This window comes from Betaproteobacteria bacterium (assembly GCA_016709965.1).
Classification (GTDB): domain Bacteria; phylum Pseudomonadota; class Gammaproteobacteria; order Burkholderiales; family Rhodocyclaceae; genus Azonexus; species Azonexus amarohabitans.
The window spans coordinates 703948-726692 of record JADJLT010000001.1 but is presented as its reverse complement, the minus strand read 5'-3'; the positions used below and the strand labels follow the sequence as shown (position 1 = coordinate 726692).

The following is a 22745-nucleotide window of genomic DNA, read 5'->3' as shown; positions in this document are numbered from 1 at the left end:
TCCATTATTGGTATTTGTCCAGACCGGCAAAGCCCATGAAGGCCAGAGCCATCAGACCAGCGGTGACCATCGCTATGGCCACACCGCGGAAATAAACGGGTACATCGGCGCCTTCGATGCGTTCACGGATACCGGCAAAGAGCACTAGGACTAGCGAGAAACCCAAGGCGCTCCCGGCGCCAAAAAGCAGCGATTCGACAAAATTGTAGCCATTCGACACATTGAGCAGGGGTACGCCTAGTACGGCGCAATTGGTGGTGATCAGCGGGAGATAGATGCCCAACGTCTGCTGCAGGGTTGGCGAGGTCTTGGCGATGACCATTTCAGTTAACTGGACAATGGCCGCAATGGTGACGATGAAGGAGAGCGTGCGCAGGTATTCCAGCCCGAATGGCATCAACAGGTAGTGGTCGATGATGTAGCTGGCCCCGGTCGCCATGGTCAGCACGAAGGTCGTGGCTGCACCCATGCCATAGGCTGTCTCCAGTTTCTTGGAAACGCCCATGAAGGGGCAAAGACCGAGAATCTTCACCAGTACGACGTTGTTGACCAGCACCGCGCCGACGAGGATGAATAAGTAATGGCTCATAATTTGGGCAAGCGTTAAGTCCGTATTATCGGGGTTTGCTGCACTGCAAACAACTGCGCGCTGCTTATGGCTTTATACGGTTTTCTTTCGCATCATGTTAGCGAGTGTTTCTGCCACTTCGCTGACCAGATCAGGGCCGCGGTAGATAAAGCCGCTGTAGAACTGGACCAGGCTGGCGCCTGCCTTGATCTTTTCCGCCGCATCCTCACCCCCCATGATGCCGCCAACGCCAATGATCGGTAGTTCTCCGGCCAGCGCAATCGACAGTTTTTTCTGAACGGCGGTTGATTTTTGGAATACTGGTTTGCCTGACAAGCCCCCGGTCTCGGTAGCGTTTGCCATGTTTTCCACGCCTTCGCGCGACAGGGTAGTGTTGGTTGCAATGACCGCATCGAAGCGATGGCGGCGCAGTGCGTCGGCGATGGCGGTGATCTGTTCGTCGTCAAGATCGGGCGCGATTTTTAGCGCCATGGGGACATACTTGCCAAATTTTTCGGCCAGTTGCAATTGTCTGGCCTTCAATTGGGCCAGAAGGTCGTCCAGCGCCTCGTCCTTCTGGAGCTCGCGCAGGTTTTTGGTGTTGGGTGAAGAAATGTTCACCGTGACGTAACTTGCGTCGTTGTAAACCTTGTCGAGACAGATCAGATAGTCGTCGACGGCTTTCTCGATTGGTGTGGTCGCGTTCTTGCCGATATTGATGCCGAGAATGCCGCCTTGCTTGGGGAATTCAGCAGCCCGAACATTTTCCAGCAACTTGTCTACGCCGTCATTGTTGAAGCCCATGCGGTTGATGATGCCCTGGGCTTCCGGGATGCGGAACAGACGGGGCTTTGGATTGCCAGCTTGTGGGCGCGGTGTGATGGTGCCGATTTCAAGGAAGCCGAACCCGAGCTTGGCCAGACCGTCGATATGATCGCCGTTCTTGTCCAAACCGGCGGCCAGGCCGACCGGGTTGGGGAACTTGAGGCCCATGACTTCCAGTGGGCAGGAGGCAACCGGTTTGGCGACGGCGCAGGTTAGTCCGGCGGCGCTCATTAAATCGATGCCCTTCATGCCAATGCCGTGGGCGGTTTCAGCGTCGAGGGAGAAGAAAAATTTACGAATGAGTGGATAGAGCATAGTGGGTGGCATTTTATCGCATGCGGTAGTGGTGGCAGCAGCGAAATCGAGCCATGGATAGCTTGTGCTTTGCGATTTTTTACACGAACGTACTATCTCTTAACTCACACTGGCCGATTTTGCGGATTAGTATTCTTGGTGTCAGCAGCAGATATTTTTCATGGAAGGGCCATGGCAACTCAACTGGATCTCATCAAGGCCATCCGGTCAGGCCGGCTTAAATACGTTGTTCGGGTACTAGATGACGGTGCGCTGGCGGATGATACGCAGGGTGGTGAGCCCGGCTTGCCGCTCGGTATTGCCTGTTTTCTGGGGCATGTCGATATTGTCACCGAACTGGTCAGGCGGGGTGCCATGGTCAATCTGGCGGATAACCATTCGCCAACGTCGGCGCTCAGCATGGCGGTGCGCGGGAAGCACAACGAAGTTGTGCGTACCCTGATCCAGCTGGGGGCAAAGGTGCCGCCGGATATGGCGTGCGGCTTGAGTGAGCATGAAATCATGCTGGCCAAGTGGATTGCCTTTCGCGATGGCTATGGCGAAGAAAGCAGTTCCGCCGGGCAGTCGGCTGACCCGGTGTTTGAGGAAATCGTCCTGCTGGGTCATTCCGACACGGATACGCAGGCTCTCGAAGCGGAAACGCTGCGCGCCATCGAAAACATGCGTTGAAAAATTTGGCGCATCCGGGTTGCCCGGTACATCCACGGAAACAAACTGTAACGACCTATTTTTCGCAGTGAGGCTAAACTTTCGCTCATGCGATTTTTACCCTGTTTTTTCCTGTTGACCGCAGCAGCCTTGCCAGCCTGGGCAGGGGGCGATGATCCGTTCGGGACCGACGCCGTGGCGCCACTCAAGCCGTCGACGCGGCTTGCCGCTCGTGTGGATGACGCCCCTTGTCGGAACGTCTTGCCGGAGAGTGCGCTGACCGCCGTCGACGCAGTCGATCTGGCCTTGTGCAACCATCCGCAGACGCGTGAAGTCTGGGCGTCGGCCCGGGCGCAGGCAGCGCTGGTCGGTGTTGCGCAGGCAGCCTGGTTGCCGAGGCTGGATGGCAGCGCGGGGGCAACCCGTTTTCAGTACGACAATGGCTCATATAACCGGACCTCGGCGGCATTGACGCTGTCGTGGCTGCTCTACGACTTTGGCCAGCGTTCGGCTAATGTTGAAAATGCACGGCAATTGTTGAATGCCGCTGCGGCGACGCAGGATGCAACGGTGCAATCGCTCTTCCTCGCGGCGCTGCAATCCTATTACTCGGCGCAGGCGACGCAGGCAGCTGTGCTTTCGGCGCTTGAGGCCGAGCGTTCGGCTCGTGAAGGTTTTCTGGCGGCAGATACCCGTTATCAGGTGGGGGCGGGGACGCCAGCAGATCGTCTGCAGGCGCAGACTGCGCTGTCGCAGGCGACATTGAACCGCATCCGGGCGGAGGGTGATGCCCGTAACGCACTCGGTACGCTGGCCAATGCGCTCGGCTTTGAAGCGCAGCAAGGTATTGTGCTGGCTGAAATGCCGGCCCTGCCAGCCGAGCTGGCTTTCCAGAAGGAAATCGATGCGCTGATTGGCGAGGCACAAGCCAGACGGCCCGATCTGCGTGCGGCCGAGGCGCAGCTCAAGGCGGCTGAGGCCAGTGTTGATTTCGCGCGAGCGCAGGGACGGCCAACCATCTCGCTGGGAGTCGGGCCAAGCTGGCAGAACTCGGCAGGGGTCATCACGCAGGGTGGCAGCGTGGGCGTGAGCCTGAACGTGCCGCTCTTTACCGGGTTCGATACCACTTATCGGGTACGTTCAGCATCGGCCCAGGCAGAGGTCAGGGCGGCGCAGCGCGATCGCATTCGCAATCAGATTGCGCTCGATGCCTGGAAGGCCTACCAAAGTTTGACGACGGCAACGCAAAGTCTGAAGACCACTGCAGATCTCGTGGCCAGCGCCGAACAATCCGAGCGCGTGGCGCTGGGGCGCTACAAGGCTGGCGTGGGTACTGTGCTGGATTTGCTGTCGGCGCAGAGTGCGCTGGCCAGTGCCCGGCTGCAGCGAATACAGGCGCAGCTCGACTGGAATGTTTATCGCGCCACGCTGGCTCAGACGATGGGCGCACTTGATTACACGCTGCTGCAACCGGCAGCGGAAGGAAGACCATGAAATCCATCGGCAAGATACTGATTGGCGTGACGGTAGTTGCCGGACTGATCGGCGGCGGCGTCTGGTACAGCAAACAGCGCGCAGCGCAGAATCCGGAAACGCGCTACAAATTCGCGAATGCGCAGAAGGGTGATGTCACGCAGACCGTGTCGGCCAACGGTACCCTCAATCCGCTGGTGCTGGTCAATGTCGGCACGCAGGTTTCGGGAACCGTAAAGAAACTCTACGTCGATTTCAACGACAAGGTGGTCGCCGGGCAGAAGCTGGTCGAGCTTGATCAGTCATTGCTGCAAACCATCGTCCGCCAGAGTCAGGCCAACGTGGTGAATCAACAGTCTTCCGTCGATCTGGCCAAGGCCAACGAGGCCCGGATGAAAGCCCTGTTGGCCAAGGAGTATGTCTCTCGCCAGGATTACGATGTCGCGCTGCAGGGACTGAAATCGGCTCAGGCCCAGCTGATTCAGGCCAGGGCGGCGGCCGACAAGGATCAGGTTAACCTGAGTTATTCGGTCATTACTTCGCCGGTGTCAGGCGTGGTTGTGGCGCGACTGGTTGATATCGGCCAGACGGTGGCGGCCAGTTTCCAGACGCCGGTGCTGATCCAGATTGCCCAGGATCTTTCCAAGATGGCCATCGATACCAGTTTTGCCGAGGCTGACATTGGTAGCATCAAGGAGGCGCTGCCGGTTCGCTTTACGGTGGATGCCTTTCCAAGTCGAAATTTTAACGGTGAGGTGCAGCAGATTCGCCTCAATCCGACCAACCAGCAGAATGTGGTGACTTACAACGTCCGTATCCGGGTGGATAACCCCGACTTCAAGCTGCTGCCGGGCATGACGGCTTACGTCAATATTGGCGTGCAGAAACGTGAGGGTGCTTTGCTGGTGCCCAATGCCGCGCTGCGCTTCAAGCTGGCCGATGCCGCCGAGAAAAAATCGGAAAATAACCAAAAACCCCCGTCGACCGCAGGAGCGCCTGGCCCGGGTATGGGCGCCGCAGCTAAATCCGGCGACGGCAAGGGCAAGAAGCGTGATGCCCAGAGCGGCACGGTTTACATCTTGGCCGGCGACGAGATCAAGCCAGTCAGCGTCCAGCTTGGTATCACGGACAATCGCAACACGGAAATTGTCGGCGGGGACTTGAAGGAAGGTGATCGCATCGTGATCGGTGAAAACACCAACGGTACCAAGTCACCGTCCAGCGTCGGCATGCGGATGTTCTGATGGCTGAGTCGGTCATCCGGGTGGTTGGTCTGGGCAAGTCCTACGAAACGGCGGCCGGCCTGTTTCCGGCGCTGAAGGGCGTCAATCTCGACATCCATGTCGGGGAATTCATCGCCATCATGGGGCCTTCCGGTTCCGGCAAGTCGACTTTCATGAACCTGTTGGGCTGCCTCGATACGCCGACCATGGGTGATTTCTTTCTGGCCGGCCAAAACGTTGCGCACATGGACAAGGATGCCCTGGCCGTCCTGCGCAATCGCACGCTGGGCTTCGTTTTTCAGGGCTTTAACCTGCTGCCGCGCATGAGCTTGCAGGACAATGTCGCATTGCCGCTGGTCTATGCCGGCGTCGACAAGGAAACACGACGGGCCAAGGCGCGGGAGTTGCTCGACAAGGTTGGCCTCGGCAAGTACGCCGAGTCGCTGCCCAGCCGCATTTCCGGCGGGCAGCAGCAACGGGTGGCGATTGCCCGGGCACTGGTCAATTCCCCGCGACTGATTCTCGCCGACGAACCGACCGGCAACCTCGACAGCCATACCAGCGAAGAAATCATGCGTCTGTTTGGCGAACTTAACGATGAGGGCATCACCATCGTGCTGGTGACGCATGAACCTGACGTGGCAGCGCATGCCAAGCGGCAGGTGAAGTTCCTCGATGGCGAAATTGTCAGTGATCAGCTGACGGAGCAGGTCACAGCATGACTTCAAAAATTTCAATTTTGGCCATTTTTTCCGGTCGACCGTGGAAGTCGGCTGAAACCGGCACAGAGAAGAATTTTTCATGCTGAAGGCCATGCTCGGCGAAGCCTGGCTGGCGATGGGTGCCAACCGCATGCGCTCGGCGCTGACCATGCTAGGCATGGTGATCGGTGTCGGCGCCGTCGTCATCATGATGGCCATCGGGCAGGGCGCGCAGTATGCCGTGCAGCAAACGATCAGCACCATGGGTTCCAACCTGTTCATCCTGCTGTCGGGCTCGTTCACTGCAGCGGGTGTGCGTAGCGGTTCAGCCGGGGCGCCCTCGCTTAATGTGTCGGATGCCGAGGCGATTAGCGAGCTCGACGGCGTGGTTAACGTTGCGCCGACCCATCAGGGCACACGGCAACTGGTCTATGGTTCGCAAAACTGGAGTTCGCAGGTGATCGGCACGACGCCTTCCTACCTTGAGGCCAGAGCCTGGAGCATCGTCAATGGCGCCGGCTTCGGGGATTCCGACGTGCGCTCTTCAACGCGGGTGGCGATCATCGGCAAGACGGTCGCCGAAAACCTCTTCGGTGCGGACGATCCGGTCGGCAAGACGATGCGCATCCAGCAAAATCCGTTCATCGTCATCGGTGTCCTGGGCAGCAAGGGGCAGAGCCTTGACGGCCGCGACCAGGACGATACGGTGATCATTCCGCTGTCGACCGCCCAGCGCAAGGTTTTCGGAACGCCCTTCCTCGGCTCGGTACGCATGATCATGGTGCAGGCAGATTCGCCCGATAACATGCCGCGAGTCATGGACAGCACGACTGCGCTGCTCCGCCAGCGCCACCGCTTGCGCGAAGGCATGCCGGACGATTTCTTCACGCGCAACCTGTCAGCGGCGGCCGAATCCGAAGCGGAAACGACGCGTACCATGTCCATCCTGCTCGGCGCCATCGCCTCGATTTCGCTGCTCGTCGGCGGCATCGGCATCATGAACATCATGCTTGTTTCAGTGACCGAACGGACGCGTGAAATCGGTATCCGCATGGCGATCGGCGCCCGGCAAAAAGACATCCTCAGCCAGTTTCTGCTCGAAGCCGTGATGATTTCATTTGCCGGCTGCCTGCTCGGCCTGCTCCTCGGACTGGGCGTGGCGCTCGGCATCAATATGTTCACCGGCATGGTCATTGTCATTTCCGGGAGTGCGGCGCTGATTGCCTTTGCCGTGGCCGCCGGTGTCGGTATTTTCTTCGGGTGGTATCCGGCGCAAAAGGCCGCCAAGCTCGATCCGATTGAGGCCTTGCGCTACCAATGAAATCCGGACGTCGACAGTTTCTTGTTGCCGCTGGTCTGTTGCCTCTGGTTCGGCCGCTTCGTGCCGCCGCTGGTGAGCGAGTGCTGATTGTGGGTGGCGGCTGGGGCGGTCTCTCTGCAGCCAGCCATTTGAAGCGCCTGGCACCGGCACTTGACGTTGTGCTTGTCGATCGACAGCCGGCATTCTCGTCGTTCGCGCTGAGCAATCGCTGGTTGGTTGATCGCGGTATCAGCAGCATTGAACGGCACGACTACGCCACGTTGGCTGCGGCTCGAAGTTATCGCTTTGTGCAGGCCAGCGTCGAAAATATTGATCGCACACAGCGGGTAGCTACCACCAGCGCGGGCCGGCTACCCTACGACTGGCTGGTGCTGGCGCCTGGCATTCGCGAGAACTTCAGTGCCTGGCAAGTCAATGACGTGTCGACCGTGGCTGAGTTGCAGCAACACTATGGTGGCGCCATGGTCAATGCCGCTGACCTGTCTGCGGTAAAAAAGCGGCTCGCAGTTTTCAAGCGCGGCGACCTGTTGATGACCATCCCTCCCGCGCCTTATCGTTGCCCGCCTGCGCCGTACGAGCGGGCAATGCTGATCGGCTGGTGGCTGAAAACCCAGAAGATACCGGGCAAACTGATCATCATCGACCCCAACCCGATAATGCCGGCGTTCCGGTCAATCTTGCTCGAACGTTTCAAGGACCAGATCACTTATGTGGACCACGCCAGTGTCCAGCAAATTGACCCTGTGCGTAAGACGGTGTCGACTGAAATAGATGATATCCGCTTCGACGAGGCGCTACTGTGCCCACCGCAGGAGGCGGCTGATCTGCTTTGGCAGGCCGGGTTGATCCGCCACGATGATACGGGTAGAGCCAGTGGATGGGCCGATCAGGGGGGACTCAATTTTCGCAGCGTGGCTGACGAAAGGATTTTCATCATCGGCGACGCCGCTGGATTGGTTTCGCCGCTTTTCGGGTACTACCCGAAGACCGGGCACTTGGCTAACCGAATGGGGGCGATTGTGGCCCAGCAAATTGCTGAACGTGCCGTGGGTAAAACCTCGCCGGGATTATTGCCGGAAAGCGTTTGCCACGTGTCGAGCAATATCGATCCAGACGAGCAAACGCGTATCGAAACCACCTATCGGCAACGTGGTGATGGCTTTCTGTTGCAGCAGGTCAAGCAGGTGCGTAATCCAAATCCGGATGGCGAGGATGTTGCTTGGGCCGAAACCATTTATCGGGATTTCCTGCGCCCCTGAAATATCAAAAGCCTGGATACGCGGAGCTGATGAGCAATTACGTTAAGCGGACTGACCATGCCTTGGTCAAACTTCAACCTGCGTACCTGGCTGTTCTGTAAAATGGCGCTGTTAGTTAGTGGCGTGCAAATCGAGACGGAATTCCATTGCGGTCAACCAGAAAAGTTTCGAAAAATTCGCGACGTACGGGTTGCTCAACGCTATCCTTGTCGAGCATCGTGCACGCTGTTTCACAGGTTGGATTTGAAAATTCCCGGCCTGGCGCGCCCTGAGGCAGTCCGGGAACAGCCAGGCCCAAGGCGCGTGGCTTCTCGATCAGCAACTGTTTGATGTCCTCGGCTGGCACATGTCCTTCGATGAAATAGCCGGCGACTGTAGCGCTGGGCACTGACTCCATATCCTTGGGGACTTTCAGGCGACGTTTGAGGGCATCCATGTCGTCGGTCGGCGTCACTTTCACCGTAAAGCCATTCTGGCGCAGGTGTTCGGCCCATTCTATGCACGTCAGGCAAACTGTCGGCGTAAACACTTCGACAGGGGCAAATGCTGGTGGCTCAGCCATGCCGTCTGCAGACAGCAGGGTGAGGAGTAGAAAAACGAGCTTTCTCAGCATGGCTTTCCAGCCTTGCAGCCCTTGAGTACCCATAAGGAAATAACGCCGGCCGCTTCGTCGGCTTTTACCTTGCGCGCCATTGAGCCGGCGTCGCGGCCGTTATCTGTTTTGGCCATCGGGTCGGCGCCTGCTTCGAGCATCAGTTGCGTGTTTTTAGGGCGGCTGGAGTAGGCCGCCATGTGCAAGGGGGTTGCGCCATCATTGTCTCGGGCCATGACATCAGCGCCTGCTTCAATCAGGGCTTTCATGGCCGATAGATCCGGATTGGTAGCCGCCAGATGCAACGGTGTAGAACCCATTGCTGTCCGCACATCCCGCTGTTTTGGATCTGCCTTGAGCAGGCGCCGCACGTCACTACCAGAGCCGGAGCGAGCCGCGTCGTGGATCGCATGATCGTAGCTTGTTACCTCGGCGACGCCTGACAGGGGTTGGAGCACTACGCAGAAAATTACCAGCCAAGGGAGCAATCGTTTCATCGAAATCATTCCAAAAGTTTGATTCATGCGATTTTTACCTTTAGTTAATCTGACAGCCTTGATCTACGCTAGTTTCAGCACCCCACAAATGTGGTACCAGGCACTGAAGGCAATAGGCATACTCACAGAATTGTCAAAGTGCTTAGCGCTGCTGCGACGAGCACAAAGTGACCTTGAAGCAAACGCCGCCCAACTTGTTGGCTGGACCAGCGGTTGCCATTCCGCCGTGTTGGCTTGCAATTGCTTGAACGATCGCCAAACCCAGTCCATTGCCCTCTCTTGAGTTCTCGGGGAGTTGGTAGAAGCGCTCAAATACGCGTTCGTATTCGGTTTCCGGAATGCCGATGCCGCTGTCTTCGACGGCGATCCAGGCCTCCTCGGCATCATGTCCGCAGCTAACGGTGATAGATCCGCCTTCTGGCGTATGGCGAATGGCGTTGTCGAGCAGATTCCCCAGCATTTCCTGCAAGAGCAGGGCGTTTCCATGAACAAGAACGGGTGATAGTTCAAAGCCGAGATCGATTTGTTTGCGAATGGCTACCGGGAGCCAGGTTTCTGCCACTTGTCTCACTACGTCTTCGAGCGCGATATCGGCATAGGTTTGTGCCGGCGTCGGTTCGGCACGGGCCAGGGCTAGCATCTGGTCAATCAGGTGCGATAGCCGGTGGGTGGCTGACAGGATGCCGTCGAGTTTTTTGCTGGCTTCCAGCGGGGATTCACAGGAAGCAGCTTCGACTTGGGCCTGGAGCGCCGCAATCGGATTGCGCAGTTGATGGGCTGCATCGGAAACGAAATTTCGCTGACTAGACAGTGAATGCTCCAGGCGGCGCAGGAGCTCGTTGATCTCGGTGACGACCGGCTGCATTTCCTCAGGTACACCCACCTGGACTGGGCTAAGGTCAGTCTGCGAGCGCGCTGCCAACTCGTTTCGAAGGTTTGATAATGGCGTCAGGCCCGAGCGAACACCAAACCACACGACAACGATGCAGGCAACGGTCAACAGGAGTTCGGGCAACAGCATGCCGAGGAGGATTTCCCGTACCAACGCATTGCGCTTGACGAGCGTTTCGCCGGCTAGCACGGTAAATGTCTGGTTGGCCAGTTCCAGTTGAAATGCGGCAACACGAATTGGTTCGGTTTTCAGGAAACCGTCAAAATAGTAGCGGACCTCGCTGCCAGGCGTGCGGGGGCTCTCGAGTGTCGGCATTGGCAGTCCGGGTTCGCCGTCGATCACCTCGGCATCGGGGCCGCGAACGGCGTAAAAAATACGATCAAATTTGTCGGTCAGCAAGACTGCGCGAGCTTGTTGTGTCAGTGGCAATTGCGGCTTGCCATCAACGACCTTCAACTGATCAGCGATGGCCAATGTGGTATCTAGAAGTGCGCGATCATAGGCTTTCGTTGCACTCCGCCAAGCCACCCAATAGGCCGTCGCAGCCCCGCATAGCAGCAGGGCGAGCATGGTGGGAAGCAGTCTGCGCAGCAGTTGAAAGCGGAGGCTAGTTTGCTGCATCACTGCCTTCGGAAGGCTTTTCCAGGAAGTAACCGAGACCACGTACCGTCCGTATCGTGACACCTGCTGGTTCAAGCTTTACGCGCAGTCGGGAAATGAATTTTTCGATGGCATTGGGGGTAATCTCGTCATCCCATGTATAGATTGCCTGGGTGATCTGATCCTTGTTGACAATGCGATTTACCCGGCTGGCAAGAAACTCGACTGCCGCCCATTCGCGAGCGCTTAGCTCAAGCGCCTGCTCGCCAAGCCAGGCACGCTTGCCGTCGGTGTCGAGTTTCAATCGGCCCAACATGACAAATGGTTCATGGGTGGCCTGGGTGCGGCGAATCAGGGCGCGCATCCTCGCCTCAAGTTCTACCAATGCAACCGGTTTGACCACATAGTCGTCCGCACCAAGATTGAGCAGCAGAACGCGTTCTTCGAGGTCCATGCGTGCTGACAGAACAAGGACGGGCATGGTCTGCTTGCGTCTGCGCAGCCGCTCCACGACCTTGCGGCCATCGAGCCCTGGCAGCCCGAGATCGAGAATGACCAAATCGAATGCACTGGATTCGAGCAATCGATCCGCAATTAACCCATCGCTGGCCAGTTCGACCTGATAGCCGGATTGACTGAGCGACCTGGCCAAGCCGTCGGCGAGCAGCGCATCATCTTCGACAAGCAGTATATGCATAGTGGTGGTCAGTCATTCGTCAGGCTAACTCCATAAGATATCACTCCCCATTCAACGATTCATCAATGCGACGTCTACTGCTTTCAATATTATTGCTTCCGTGCTTGTGCCATGCAGATGGCTCCATAGCGCTGTCACTGGCGGATGCGGAAGCGCTCTGGCAACAACATAGCCGCGAAATTATGCTGGCTCAGGCTGCAGTGACGGGGGCGGCGGCAGATGTCAGGGTGGCCGGCCAGCGGCCCAATCCGGATGTTTCGCTCAATGTGCTCTCCATCAGTCCGTGGTCTGGTTATGGTGCTGGCGGCTGGAGCGAAAAAAAACTGGATACGGTCTTGCGTATTGATCAGCTTGTTGAGCGTGGCGGCAAGCGGGATCTGCGGATAAAAGGGGCTGAATCCCGGCTGGAGGCAAGCCGTTTTGATCTGGATGATACGGCACGCCAGCAACTCGGCGTTCTACGCTATGCCTATTACAACCTGCGCTTGGCCCAGGAAAAACTGGTACTGGCGCACGAGACCGCGGAGCTTTATGGCCGGAGCCTGGACGCAGGGAGGCTGCGGCAGAAGGCGGGGGACATTGCGCCGGTCGATGTTTCGCGACTGCAGATCGACAAGGCGCGTGCTGATAGCGATGTCCGGCAGACGCAAACCGAACTGGAGCAGGCGCAACAGGCGCTGGCTTATCTGATTGGGCGGGAGCCGGATGCCCGGCAACTGGTAGCAGTCGACAACTGGCCGGTGCTGGCGGAGCAAGTGCTGAATGAGGCCCCCCTCGTGCAGCGCCCGGATCTGGAAGCAGCGCAGAAGCGGGTGCTTGCGGCGGAGGCTGATCGTGATCTGGCGCGTGCGAAAAAGAAGCGTGATGTGAGCATCGGGTTTCAGATAGAGCATAACCTGCAGAATGCGCCAAGCGACAGCATCGGTTTCGGCTTTAGTGTTCCGCTCTTCGCCTGGCATGAATATGAGGGCGATATCGCCCGCGCCGAGGCTGATTTTAATGTTGCCCGCTTGCAGTATGAACAGCAGCAAGCGCAAGCCAGCGGGCAGGTGGCGCAGTCAAGGAATGCGCTGCTCTCGGCACGTGATCGATACAAGCGCCTCGACAGCGGCTTGCTCACGGATGCCGAACGCGTCGCCAAGGCAGCAGAGCTAGCCTATAGCAAAGGTGCCATGGGCTTGATGGACCTCCTTGATGCACGCCGCACCTTGCGCCAGATACAAATTGAAGCGGCTAGCGCCCGCGCCGATTACGCCAAGGCATTGTCGGACTGGCAGATCCAGGCCGAATTCAGGAAACTCAAATGAAGCTGACTCTTGTTCTGTCCACTATCCTGCTGGTGCTTGCCGGCTGTACTGCCGAGCCTGAGGCCGCCAAGGAAGCGAGCATTCAGGTGAATGGCGAAATTGCCACGCTGGCCGAGCCCGATAAAGCCACTTTTCTCAAGTTGGCAGCGGTGGAACGTGATACAGGTGGCATGCTCCGTTTGCCTGGTCGTCTGGTCTGGAATGAAGAAAAGACAGTACGGGTATTTCCGCAACTGGGTGGTCGGGTCCAGAGTATCGCGGTCGACGTCGGAAATGCGGTCAAAATCAACCAATCGCTTGCCGTCCTGAATTCGCCCGATTATGGCCAGGCACTGGCCGATGCACGCAAGGCCGGGGCAGATGCGCAAGTGGCGGCGCAAGCGCTTGAGCGCAATCGACAATTGCGCGAAGCCGGGGTTGTTGCCGAAAAGGACTGGCAACTGGCAGAGGCGGCTTCGGTTGCCGCTAGGGCTGAGGCTCAGCGTGCCAGTCGGCGTCTCGCTGGGTTGGGCGGTGATGGTGACGGCGCCTATATATTGCGCAGCCCGTTGGCTGGTGTTGTGGTTGAGCGCAATCTGAACCCCGGCATGGAGTTTCGGGCAGATCAGGCGACTGCGCCCTTGTTCGTGGTGACCGATCCAGGCAGCTTGTGGATACAGATTGATGCCGGCGAAGCTGATCTGGCCAACCTGAAAGCTGGCGAGCCACTGCTGATCGAGTCCAGGCAGTTTCCCGGCGAGCGCTTCAAAGGCGTGATCCGCCATGTCGCCGATTTTGTGGACCCCGCAACCCGAACCATCAAGGTACGTGGCGAGGTGTCCAACGCCGATCGCCGCCTCAAGGGAGAAATGTTTGTCAATGCGCTGGTGGCGTTGCCGGCCTCGCAGGCGCTTCGAGTGCCGGCCTCGGCCGTCTTCCTGCTTGGCGAAAAGCGCTACGTTTTTGTTGAGGAAACCCCCGGGCGCTATCGTCGCCAGAAGGTTGAGGCGGGAAGTGAACGTGAAGGCAGGATCGATCTGCTGGCTGGCGTGAAGGAGGGCGACCGGGTAGTCACTGAAGGTAACCTCAATTTGCTCAAATTCTTCAAGCCGGCTATCGCTGATAAACAGGCAGCTAAATGATCAAGCGGATTGTTCATTTCGCGCTTAACCAGCCGCTGTTCATTATTTTCGGGCTGGTCCTGTTCATTGGCGTCGGGGTCGCAGCCTTCCGGTCATTGCCGATCGAAGCCTTTCCGGATGTCACCGATACCCAGGTCACGATTATTTCGCTTTATCCTGGACGGGCGCCGGAAGAAGTCGAGAAGCAAGTTACCATTCCGCTCGAAATTGCCTTGTCCGGAGTACCGAATTCGATCCGGATGTTTTCGCATACACAATTCGGGCTCTCCTTTATCGTCATTACCTTCGACGAAAAGCCTAGCCTGTTCGTGGCTCGTCAGCTAGTCGAGGAGCGCTTGCGCGGCCTTGATCTGCCACCCGGAGTCGAACCGGATCTGGCACCACCGGCCACTGCCACCGGCGAAATCTTTCGTTACCGTCTCGATGCGCCCGGCCTGAAGCCCACCGAAATGCGGGCTATCCAGGATTGGACGGTTGCCCGCCAGATCAAGCAGGTACCGGGCATTGCAGATGTCGTCTCGTTTGGCGGGCCGATCCGCCAGTACGAGGTGCACCCGAATCTCGCCAAACTGCGCGATTACAAGCTGACTATTGGTCAGTTGTTCTCTGCCTTGCAAAGGGCAAATGCAAACGCTGGCGGCGGCTCAGTGGCGCAAGGTAGACAGCAGTTCCTGATCCGTTCGCTCGGACTGTTAAAGTCCTCGGCCGATATCGGTCAGGTGGTGGTTGCCGAGAACCAAGGCACACCGGTGCTTGTCCGCGACCTTGCCGAGGTGGTTGAGTCCCGTGTGCCGGAGCAGGGTATTGTCGGCATCAGCGATGCCAGTGGTGATCAGGACGATGTGGTGTCCGGCATCGTACTGTTGCGCAAGGATGAAAATCCATCCATGGCGCTGGATGCACTTAAGGCCAAGGTGGATGCACTCAATGCTGGCGGGTTGCCACCTGGCGTCCAGATCATTCCGTTTTACGACCGTTCCTGGTTGATCAGCAAGACGCTGAAAACGGTTTTCAGCAATTTGCTTGAGGGGGCTTTCCTCGTCACGCTGGTTCTGTATCTCTTTCTTGCTGATTTTCGGGCGGCAGGTATTGTTGCCTCGATTATTCCCCTGGCTTTGCTCGGCACTTTCATCGGATTGTCCGTGGTCGGTATTCCCGCCAACCTGCTTTCCCTGGGGGCCATGGACTTCGGCATCATTGTCGATGGGGCGGTGATCGTTATCGAGAATATTTTCCGGCGCCTCGGGGAGTCACATCGCGATGGCGGTCACAAACCGCAGTCGCGAACCATTCAGGAGGCCGTCGTCGAAATTGGGCGGCCAACCGTGTTCTCAATGGTCATCATCATGGTTGCCCATCTGCCGATCTTCACCATGCAGCGACACGAAGGGAAAATTTTCGCGCCGATGGCTTACTCGGTGGTCGCCGCGCTGATTACATCGTTGATTCTCTCGCTGACACTGGTGCCATTTCTCTCGAAAATCGCATTCAAGAATCACGTGCCGCACGAAGAAACGAAGTTGATGCACTGGTTCATGGAAAAGTACGAGCCGGCACTGAAATGGGTACTCGCCAATGCGCGGCGCGTGCTGGTGGTTGCCCTAGCCGCGCTGGCCGTTACGGCGGCACTGGTGCCGCAACTGGGCACAGAGTTTTTGCCCGAATTGAATGAAGGCTCGATCTGGATCAACATCACTTTGCCAACCTCGGTGTCGGTCGGAGAAGCCAAAAGTGAATTGCACAAGTTGCGCCGGATCATTGCGGACTTTCCGGAGGTGAATGCGGCGATTTCCAAAGCGGGGCGCCCGGAGGATGGTACCGATCCGAAGAATATCAACATGACTGAAATGCTGGTCGACCTGAAGCCGGAAAGCGCCTGGCGCAAGGGAATGACCAAAGATCAACTGATCCGCGAGATGGAGGACAAGCTGAACGATGTGCCGGGCATCGAGCCAAGCTTCAGTCAGCCGGTGCGCGACCAGATTCTCGAGTCCATTTCGCAGATTGACGGCCAGATCGTCATCAAGCTGTTCGGCGACGATACGGTAGCACTTAAACGCTATGCCAATCAGCTGCTCGACAAGATCGGCAACGTACCGGGCGTTCTCCGTGCGTTCATTGACCGCGATGGCGACCTGCCGCAATACCGGCTCGAAATCGACCGTGCTGCCGCTGCCCGCTACGGGCTCAATGTCATGGACGTGCAGGATGTCGTCGAAACGGCCATGGCCGGCAAGGCGGCGACCGAGTTGTGGGAAGGTGACCGTCATTTCAGCGTGGTTTTGCGCCTCGACGAGCCTTCGCGCCAGCTAGACAAGCTCAAGGATGTGCTGGTGCCAACTCCGTCAGGTGCGCAGGTGCCGCTCTCCAGTCTGGTTGATTTCAAGCTGGGTAGCGGTGCCATGAATATTGCGCGCGAATCGGGGCAGCGCGTGGTGGCCATTGGCGTCTTTATTCGTGACCGTGACATGGGCAGCGTCGTTGCCGACATGCAGAATCACGCCAAGGACCTCAAATTGCCGCCGGGGTACTCGATCGCCTGGTCAGGTGAATTCGAGAACCAGGAACGCGCCATGAAGCGACTGATGCTGGTCGTTCCGTTGTCGATTCTAGTGATCTTCGTGCTGCTATTCGATGCCTTCGAGTCCTTCAAGGATGCCTTGATTATCATCTGCAATATCCCGTTTGCATTGATTGGCGGTATATTTGCATTGTTGATTTCGGGAATTCCACTCTCGGTATCGGCTGCGATTGGCTTTATTGCGCTGTTTGGACAGGCGGTGCTCAACGGGGTGGTCATGGTCAGTTATATCAATCAGTTGAAGCTTCAAGGCATGGACGCCTACCAGTCTGTTTTTCAGGGCGCTCTGTCGCGCTTGCGCACGGTGTTGATGACAGCGCTGCTGGCCATGCTCGGCCTGCTACCCATGGCGTTGTCGCACGGCATTGGCTCGGAAACCCAACGGCCCCTGGCGCTGGTCGTGATTGGTGGCCTGATTTCGGCGACCTTGCTGACCTTGTTTGTGTTGCCGGCGCTTTATTACTTCGTGGCAACGCACCCCCGGTTGGCCAGGGCATTGCATTGATGGCGTGAGAAAAAGTGCGGCTCATGTCCATCTTCCTGGTGTTATTTGCTCCAGCAGTAGCCTGGGGCGACGATCTCCCCGCTGGCAAGATCAGTGATGAAGACGTTGCGGTCGAATATCGGGATGGCACCTATTTCACCAATCTGAGCCTGCGTGTCTTTGCTCCGCCGGCACAGGTACTGGAAGTGCTGACCGATTTCGAGCATATGGCTGATTTTGTGCCGAATCTTGTATCCAGCCGTGTCGTTTCCCGCTCAGGCAACATTTTTCGTATCCAGCAGCAAGGAAACGCCGTTTTTGGACCATTTTCCTTCCCCTTCGAATCGGAACGCCGGATCGAATGCTTTCCCGATGGTCGCCTGGTGGCTCAGGCACTGTCCGGATCGACCAAATACATGCGGAGTGAGTTGCGCTATCAGGGGGTTGCCGGCGGGACGCGCATCGACTACCGGATGGAGGTGGTTCCGGATCGCTGGATTCCTTCCAGCATGGGCGTCAATCTGATGCGTCACGAACTGGCCGAACAGTTTTCGGCCCTGGCTCGTGAGATTGCGCGGCGCCAAACTCTCCGGCCACGCACCCAGCACTGATCATCCCCCGCCGTATCGGTCGGGGCATGTAGCGCATGGGCTGATATCAAATGACCAGTTGCGTACCCAGTTCGACCACGCGATTGGTCGGAATGTGGAAGAAGTCGCTGGCACTGGTGGCATTCTTCGACATCACGGCAAAGAGGCGGGCGCGGATCGGCGTCATGCCACGAGCCATCGATGGGACAATGGTTTCGCGCGACAGGTAGAAGGTCGTTTCCATCATGTCAAAGCGCTCGCCGTGACCTTTGCAAAGTTCCAGTGCGCCGGGAATGTCCGGGCTTTCCATAAAGCCGTAGCGGATGATCAGGCGCATGAACCCCTTCTGCATGCGGTGGAGGTAGATGCGCTCCATGTCATTGACAATCGGTGTGTCGGTGGTTTGCACGGTGACCAGTACGACGCGTTCATGCAATACTTGATTGTGTTTCAGGTTGTGCAACAGGGCAGGCGGTACGCCATCCTTGGCGCTGGTCATGAAAACTGCCGTGCCGTAAATACGATGAACATCGTCGATCGACTGCAGAAAATCGCTCATCGGAATGCTCTGCTTGGCCATTTCCTCAGACACCATGCGCCGTCCACGCCGCCAGGTGGTGAGTACGGAGAACGATACAAGGCCCATGGCCAGCGGAAACCAGCCGCCCTCGGGAATCTTGATGACATTGGCCCCGAAAAAGGCGATATCGACGAGCAATAGCGAGCCGGCAACCACTGCAACGATCAGCTTGTTCCATTTCCACATCAGAACCATGACAAAGGCGACAAGGACGGTGTCGATCAGCATGGTGCCGGTGACGGCGATGCCGTAGGCCGCGGCCAGGTTGGAAGAGTTTTTGAAGCCGATGACCAGGGCGACCACTGCAACGAATAGCGACCAGTTGGTGAAGGGGACGTAGATCTGGCCTTCTTCCATACCTGACGTGTGGATGATCTGCATGCGCGGCAGCAGGCCCATCTGGATCGATTGACGGGCAACCGAGAAGGCGCCGGAGATGACGGCTTGCGACGCGATGACGGTGGCTGCGGTCGCCAGGATGACCATCGGGATCAGGGCCCAGTCAGGGGCAAGGTGGAAGAACGGGCTGGCGATGGCTTGCGGATCAATCAGCAGCAAGGCGCCCTGGCCGAAATAGTTGAGGACCAGTGCTGGCATGACAAAGCCGAACCAGGCAATACGAATCGGCAGGCGACCAAAGTGGCCCATGTCGGTATATAGGGCTTCGCCACCCGTTACTGCCAGGACTACGGAGCCAAGGGCAAGGAAGGCGAGCATCGGCTGGGTGCCGATGAAAACCATTGCGTAGAGTGGATTTAGGGCCAGCAATACGGCCGGATTGGACGCAATCTGAATCAGGCCGAGAACGGCGAGAATGGAGAACCATGCCACCATGACCGGGCCGAAGAAGATGCCGACGGCACCCGTGCCGCGTTTCTGGATAAAGAACAGACCGGTCAGGATGCCGAGCGTGATGGGGATCACATAGGGCGTCAGTGTGGGTGTGATGATTTCCATGCCCTCGACGGCGGAGAGCACTGAAATCGCCGGCGTGATCATGCTGTCGCCGTAGAATAGCGCGGCGGCGAAGATACCAAGCAAGGTGATGATCCATGAGAGCCTGGGGTTCTTGGCACGCTCGGTCACTAGCGCCAGCAAGGCCAGTGAGCCCCCTTCGCCGCGGTTATCGGCACGCATGATGATGGCGACGTACTTGATGGTGACCAGTACGATGATCGCCCAGAAGACGAGCGACAGGACGCCGAGAATGTTTTCAGGCGTGACCGGGATCGGGTGATGGCCATTGAAGATTTCCTTCAAGGCATAGAGTGGACTGGTGCCAATATCGCCAAAGACGACTCCGATGGCGGCGACCGTAATGGCCGGTAAGGCTTGCTTGTTATGCGACGACATTGATACCCCTGATGCGCCTTTGGCGCTGGTTTTTTATGCTGTTCACCTTGCCGGTCCAGACTGACGGCGGACTGACGAGACTGCGAATCTAGCACTTTGCCATGACCTTTGGTATAGATCAGGATCTGAAGGACTGAATGGCAAGGAGCGTAATGTGGCTAAAATCGGACGTCATCTGATGGTCGAAGGTCGTGTGCAGGGCGTTGGCTACCGGTGGTCGATGACCGAGCAGGCGAAAAAGCTTGGCATCTTTGGCTGGGTTCGCAACCTGGCCGATGGCCGGGTTGAGGCGATGGTGATCGGTGAGGAAATGGCCGTGCTCGAGTTGATCGGCTGGGCGCAGCGCGGACCAACTCATGCAGTTGTCCAGCGCGTCAATGTAGCGATTGGAGAGGGCGATTTTCGCGCCTTTGAGCAGGCACCGAATGCCTGAAAGGCTTTTGCTGAACCCCAAAAGTACCGAAGTGACGCCTGAGCAGTATGCCTGACGCTGCGGGCTAGCGAGTGGCGCGGTCAACCGGAAAAAACGGCCAAAATTGAAAGAATTCAAAGCACTGTCGGTGCGTCATCCAGTTCGTTCGGATTGTCCGCCGTTGCCGGGAAATGGACGCCCAGTAACTGGCTGATGCGAGTGATTGCTTCGAGCATGCCGCCCCGGTAATCGCCAGCGTAAAATGCCTTCTCCATCTTGCGGCACAGGGCGTCCCACTCGCTTTGGGCAATGAGTGCGGCAATGCCACGGTCGGCCAGAATCTCTACGCGGCGGTCGACCAGTTGCACGTAAATGAGAATGCCGTTCGCTTCACGCGTTTTGGCCACGCCCAGTGATTCGAACAGTGCTGCGGCGCGGTCGCGGCAGGACTGCTTGTCGACTAGCGAACGCAGCGGCAGGGCGCCTTCGATGGCAATCCGGATCTCGCCCCGCTGTGTCGCTTCGGCGGCTTTGACTGCGGCGCCGATGGCCGTCAGATCGTCAGCCCGGAAAGCACGTCTGGCCCACCAACCGGGCGCTGACAAATGTTTGAGCAGGCGTTTCAGCATCGTTTCACCATCCCCCCGAAGCGCCGCCGCCGCCAAAGCCGCCGCCACCACCAGAAAATCCGCCACCGCCCGATGAGCCGCCACCAAAACCGCCAGGAAATCCGCCGCCGGATTGCCAGCCGCCGCGACCAAGTCGGATGAAGGACAGCGCAAAAGCCAGCAGCGCGGCAATGCCGGCAATGCCCAGCGAGGCAAAGACCGTCCACGCCAGCCAGCCAGCGACGCCGGAAATGGCCACCGACCCAAGCAGGCCGAACATGGAACGAATGACGCCGCCCATGAAGAGCACTATCAGGAGAAACGTCATTGCGTCGCCGGGATCGATGCCTGTCCGGGTGGTAGGCGCTGCGGGTGCTGGCAGCGCCTCGCCGCGGATGACCTTGTCCAGCGTTGCGACAGCCGCCTTCAAACCGCCGGCAAAATCGCCTTCGCGAAAACGCGGGGTCATCTGCTCGGCCACGATGCGCTTGGCGATGGCGTCGGGTATCGCGCCCTCCAGACCGTAGCCGACTTCGATCCGCATTTTTCGGTCATCTTTGGCGACAAGGATGATCACGCCATCATCGACGCCCTTGCGCCCGATTTTCCAGGCTTCGGCCAGCCGGATGCTGTATTGCTCGATGGCTTCCGGCTGCGTGGTCGGCAGCATGACGATGACGACTTGCGCGCCCTTGTCCTTCTCCAGCGCTGTCAGGCTGGCCATCAGGGAAGCTTTATCTTCCGCTGACAGCGTGCCGGTCAGATCAGTGACGCGCTCCGTCAGCGCCGGCAGCGCCACTTCGTTCGCGCTCCAGCCGAGTAGCGGCAGTAGCGCAAAGCACAGGACGGCAAGCCAGCGCAGCATCCGCGTTTACTTGGCCGTTGCCGGGGTGTCGAACTTGATCACGGGTGGGGCGGAAATGGCTTTCTCGTCTTCAACCGTGAAATTGGCCTTGGGCTTGTAGCCCATGACCATCGCCGTCAGGTTGTTCGGAAAGGTGCGAACAGAAATGTTGTACTGGCGCACCGTGTCGATGTAGCGGTTGCGCGCCACGGTGATGCGGTTCTCGGTGCCTTCAAGCTGGGCTTGCAGGTCGCGGAAATTGGCGTCTGCCTTCAGGTTCGGATAGTTTTCAGCGACGACGAGCAGGCGGGACAGGGCACCGGACAATTCGCCCTGCGCCTTCTGGAACTTGGCGAAGGCGGCTTCGTCATTGACCAGTTCCGGCGTGATCTTCATGCCGGCCACGTTGGCGCGCGCCTCGGTGACGCGGGTTAGCACTTCCTTTTCATGTGCGGCGTAGCCCTGAACGGTGGCGACCAGGTTGGGGATCAGGTCAGCCCGACGCTTGTACTGGTTCAGCACTTCCGACCAGGCGGCATTGACGCCTTCATCATTGATCTGGATCTGGTTGTAACCACAGCCGGACAGCAGGGTGACGATGAGGACGAGGACGGAATAGAGAGGAATGCGCATTGAAGTGGCTCCGGAAAAATGGTTCGCGGGACAGCATACCATCGTGATATTTGTGGCGAGGTAAAGATTCGTGATGCCTGCGGTCAACCGGAAAAAATGACCGAAAACGAAATTTTATTGCCAGCCCTCAACCCGATAGCTGCCGGCCGATCCTCGAAATTCAAGCCGTTTTTCGGCGCAGCAGGTGATTGACGATAAAGGTCAGTACGGCTTCGCCGCGCTGGTTGACGGCGTGATATTTCAGTCGTGCGATGCCGCGATCCGGCTTTGAATTCGACGGCCTGACCTCAAGCACCTCGATCTCGCTGTGCAGCGTATCGCCTGGTCGTACCGGGGCCAGCCAGCGCAGTTCATCGATGCCAGGCGAACCCATGCTCGACTCGGCCAGGACGCCGGACTGGATGAACAGCCGAAAGCAGATGGCCAGGCTCTGAAATCCGCTGGCAATCAGCCCGCCGTACGGAGAGTTTGCGGCTGCATTGGCATCAAGATGGAAGGGCTGGGGGTCGTAGCGCCAGGCGAAATCGATGATCTCCGCTTCGGTCAGGGTCAGGCCGGGCGATGTAAAACGCTGGCCCGGGGTCAGGTCGTCAAGAAATCGGGTATCCATGGGGCGTCTCC

The 22745-nt window shown here is 58.1% G+C and carries 22 protein-coding genes; 11 read left to right on the top strand and 11 right to left on the bottom strand.

Annotated features, from left to right (window positions below; translation table 11 throughout):
* Positions 1-4: 4 nt before the first annotated feature.
* Positions 5-589 (bottom strand): electron transport complex subunit RsxA, encoded by a 585-nt coding sequence (gene rsxA / locus IPJ12_03675; protein ID MBK7646272.1) that lies wholly within the window; start codon positions 587-589, stop codon positions 5-7.
* Positions 590-661: 72 nt separating this feature from the next.
* On the bottom strand, positions 662-1708 hold the full coding sequence (locus tag IPJ12_03670; protein ID MBK7646271.1) for a quinone-dependent dihydroorotate dehydrogenase: 1047 nt from the start codon (positions 1706-1708) through the stop codon (positions 662-664).
* 171 nt (positions 1709-1879) lie between these two features.
* Between IPJ12_03670 and IPJ12_03665 the strand changes: the two genes are divergently transcribed.
* From IPJ12_03665 to IPJ12_03640, 6 genes are all read left to right on the top strand, one after another.
* The gene (locus tag IPJ12_03665) at positions 1880-2377 is read left to right on the top strand and encodes a hypothetical protein (protein MBK7646270.1); all 498 of its coding nucleotides are present in this window, start codon (positions 1880-1882) and stop codon (positions 2375-2377) included.
* 87 nt (positions 2378-2464) lie between these two features.
* Complete coding sequence (locus IPJ12_03660) at positions 2465-3850, top strand: TolC family protein (GenBank protein ID MBK7646269.1); 1386 nt, start codon at positions 2465-2467, stop codon at positions 3848-3850.
* Positions 3847-5073, top strand: a complete 1227-nt coding sequence (locus IPJ12_03655) for an efflux RND transporter periplasmic adaptor subunit (GenBank protein MBK7646268.1) — start codon at positions 3847-3849, stop codon at positions 5071-5073. The genes IPJ12_03660 and IPJ12_03655 overlap by 4 nt, the downstream gene beginning before the upstream one ends.
* Positions 5073-5774, top strand: coding sequence for an ABC transporter ATP-binding protein (locus IPJ12_03650; protein MBK7646267.1), 702 nt, complete (start codon positions 5073-5075; stop codon positions 5772-5774). Before IPJ12_03655 ends, IPJ12_03650 begins: the two co-directional genes overlap by 1 nt.
* Positions 5775-5853: 79 nt before the next feature.
* Positions 5854-7074 (top strand): ABC transporter permease, encoded by a 1221-nt coding sequence (locus IPJ12_03645; GenBank protein MBK7646266.1) that lies wholly within the window; start codon positions 5854-5856, stop codon positions 7072-7074.
* Entirely contained in the window at positions 7071-8333 is a 1263-nt protein-coding gene (locus IPJ12_03640; protein ID MBK7646265.1) for an NAD(P)/FAD-dependent oxidoreductase, read from the top strand. The genes IPJ12_03645 and IPJ12_03640 overlap by 4 nt, the downstream gene beginning before the upstream one ends.
* Before the next feature lie 115 nt (positions 8334-8448).
* Here IPJ12_03640 and IPJ12_03635 read toward each other — a convergent pair whose 3' ends face one another.
* From IPJ12_03635 to IPJ12_03620, 4 genes are all read right to left on the bottom strand, one after another.
* A complete protein-coding gene (locus IPJ12_03635) occupies positions 8449-8946 on the bottom strand; it encodes a metal-binding protein (GenBank protein ID MBK7646264.1) in 498 nt (165 codons plus the stop codon).
* Positions 8940-9422: an ankyrin repeat domain-containing protein gene (locus IPJ12_03630; protein ID MBK7646263.1), complete on the bottom strand. Its 483-nt coding sequence runs from the start codon at positions 9420-9422 to the stop codon at positions 8940-8942. Before IPJ12_03630 ends, IPJ12_03635 begins: the two co-directional genes overlap by 7 nt.
* 142 nt (positions 9423-9564) lie before the next feature.
* Complete coding sequence (locus IPJ12_03625; protein MBK7646262.1) at positions 9565-10935, bottom strand: sensor histidine kinase; 1371 nt, start codon at positions 10933-10935, stop codon at positions 9565-9567.
* Positions 10922-11611 carry a response regulator transcription factor gene (locus tag IPJ12_03620; GenBank protein ID MBK7646261.1) on the bottom strand — a complete coding sequence of 230 codons (690 nt, stop codon included), beginning with the start codon at positions 11609-11611 and terminating at the stop codon, positions 10922-10924. Before IPJ12_03620 ends, IPJ12_03625 begins: the two co-directional genes overlap by 14 nt.
* A 65-nt stretch (positions 11612-11676) precedes the next feature.
* On the opposite strand from IPJ12_03620, the gene IPJ12_03615 reads away from it, so the two are divergent.
* Genes IPJ12_03615 through IPJ12_03600 form a run of 4 tightly spaced genes read left to right on the top strand, consistent with a single transcriptional unit; the run spans position 11677 to position 17715 of the window.
* On the top strand, positions 11677-12918 hold the full coding sequence (locus IPJ12_03615; protein ID MBK7646260.1) for a TolC family protein: 1242 nt from the start codon (positions 11677-11679) through the stop codon (positions 12916-12918).
* Entirely contained in the window at positions 12915-14039 is a 1125-nt protein-coding gene (locus IPJ12_03610) for an efflux RND transporter periplasmic adaptor subunit (GenBank protein MBK7646259.1), read from the top strand. The genes IPJ12_03615 and IPJ12_03610 overlap by 4 nt, the downstream gene beginning before the upstream one ends.
* The gene (locus tag IPJ12_03605) at positions 14036-17125 is read left to right on the top strand and encodes an efflux RND transporter permease subunit (GenBank protein ID MBK7646258.1); all 3090 of its coding nucleotides are present in this window, start codon (positions 14036-14038) and stop codon (positions 17123-17125) included. Before IPJ12_03610 ends, IPJ12_03605 begins: the two co-directional genes overlap by 4 nt.
* Before the next feature lie 23 nt (positions 17126-17148).
* A complete protein-coding gene (locus IPJ12_03600; GenBank protein MBK7646257.1) occupies positions 17149-17715 on the top strand; it encodes an SRPBCC family protein in 567 nt (188 codons plus the stop codon).
* 46 nt (positions 17716-17761) lie between these two features.
* On the opposite strand, the gene IPJ12_03595 is transcribed toward IPJ12_03600, so the two are convergent.
* Positions 17762-19627: a potassium transporter Kup gene (locus tag IPJ12_03595; protein ID MBK7646256.1), complete on the bottom strand. Its 1866-nt coding sequence runs from the start codon at positions 19625-19627 to the stop codon at positions 17762-17764.
* Positions 19628-19805: 178 nt separating this feature from the next.
* Between IPJ12_03595 and IPJ12_03590 the strand changes: the two genes are divergently transcribed.
* On the top strand, positions 19806-20060 hold the full coding sequence (locus IPJ12_03590; GenBank protein MBK7646255.1) for an acylphosphatase: 255 nt from the start codon (positions 19806-19808) through the stop codon (positions 20058-20060).
* Positions 20061-20173: 113 nt separating this feature from the next.
* Here the strand turns inward: IPJ12_03590 and IPJ12_03585 are convergent, their stop codons facing one another.
* The 4 genes from IPJ12_03585 to IPJ12_03570 all read right to left on the bottom strand — a co-directional run bounded on the left by IPJ12_03585 (position 20174) and on the right by IPJ12_03570 (position 22734).
* Complete coding sequence (locus tag IPJ12_03585) at positions 20174-20668, bottom strand: TPM domain-containing protein (protein MBK7646254.1); 495 nt, start codon at positions 20666-20668, stop codon at positions 20174-20176.
* 4 nt (positions 20669-20672) lie between these two features.
* On the bottom strand, positions 20673-21512 hold the full coding sequence (locus IPJ12_03580) for a YgcG family protein (GenBank protein MBK7646253.1): 840 nt from the start codon (positions 21510-21512) through the stop codon (positions 20673-20675).
* A gap of 6 nt (positions 21513-21518) precedes the next feature.
* Positions 21519-22124, bottom strand: a complete 606-nt coding sequence (locus tag IPJ12_03575; GenBank protein MBK7646252.1) for a LemA family protein — start codon at positions 22122-22124, stop codon at positions 21519-21521.
* Positions 22125-22284: 160 nt separating this feature from the next.
* Entirely contained in the window at positions 22285-22734 is a 450-nt protein-coding gene (locus tag IPJ12_03570) for a MaoC family dehydratase (protein MBK7646251.1), read from the bottom strand.
* Positions 22735-22745: the final 11 nt, after the last annotated feature.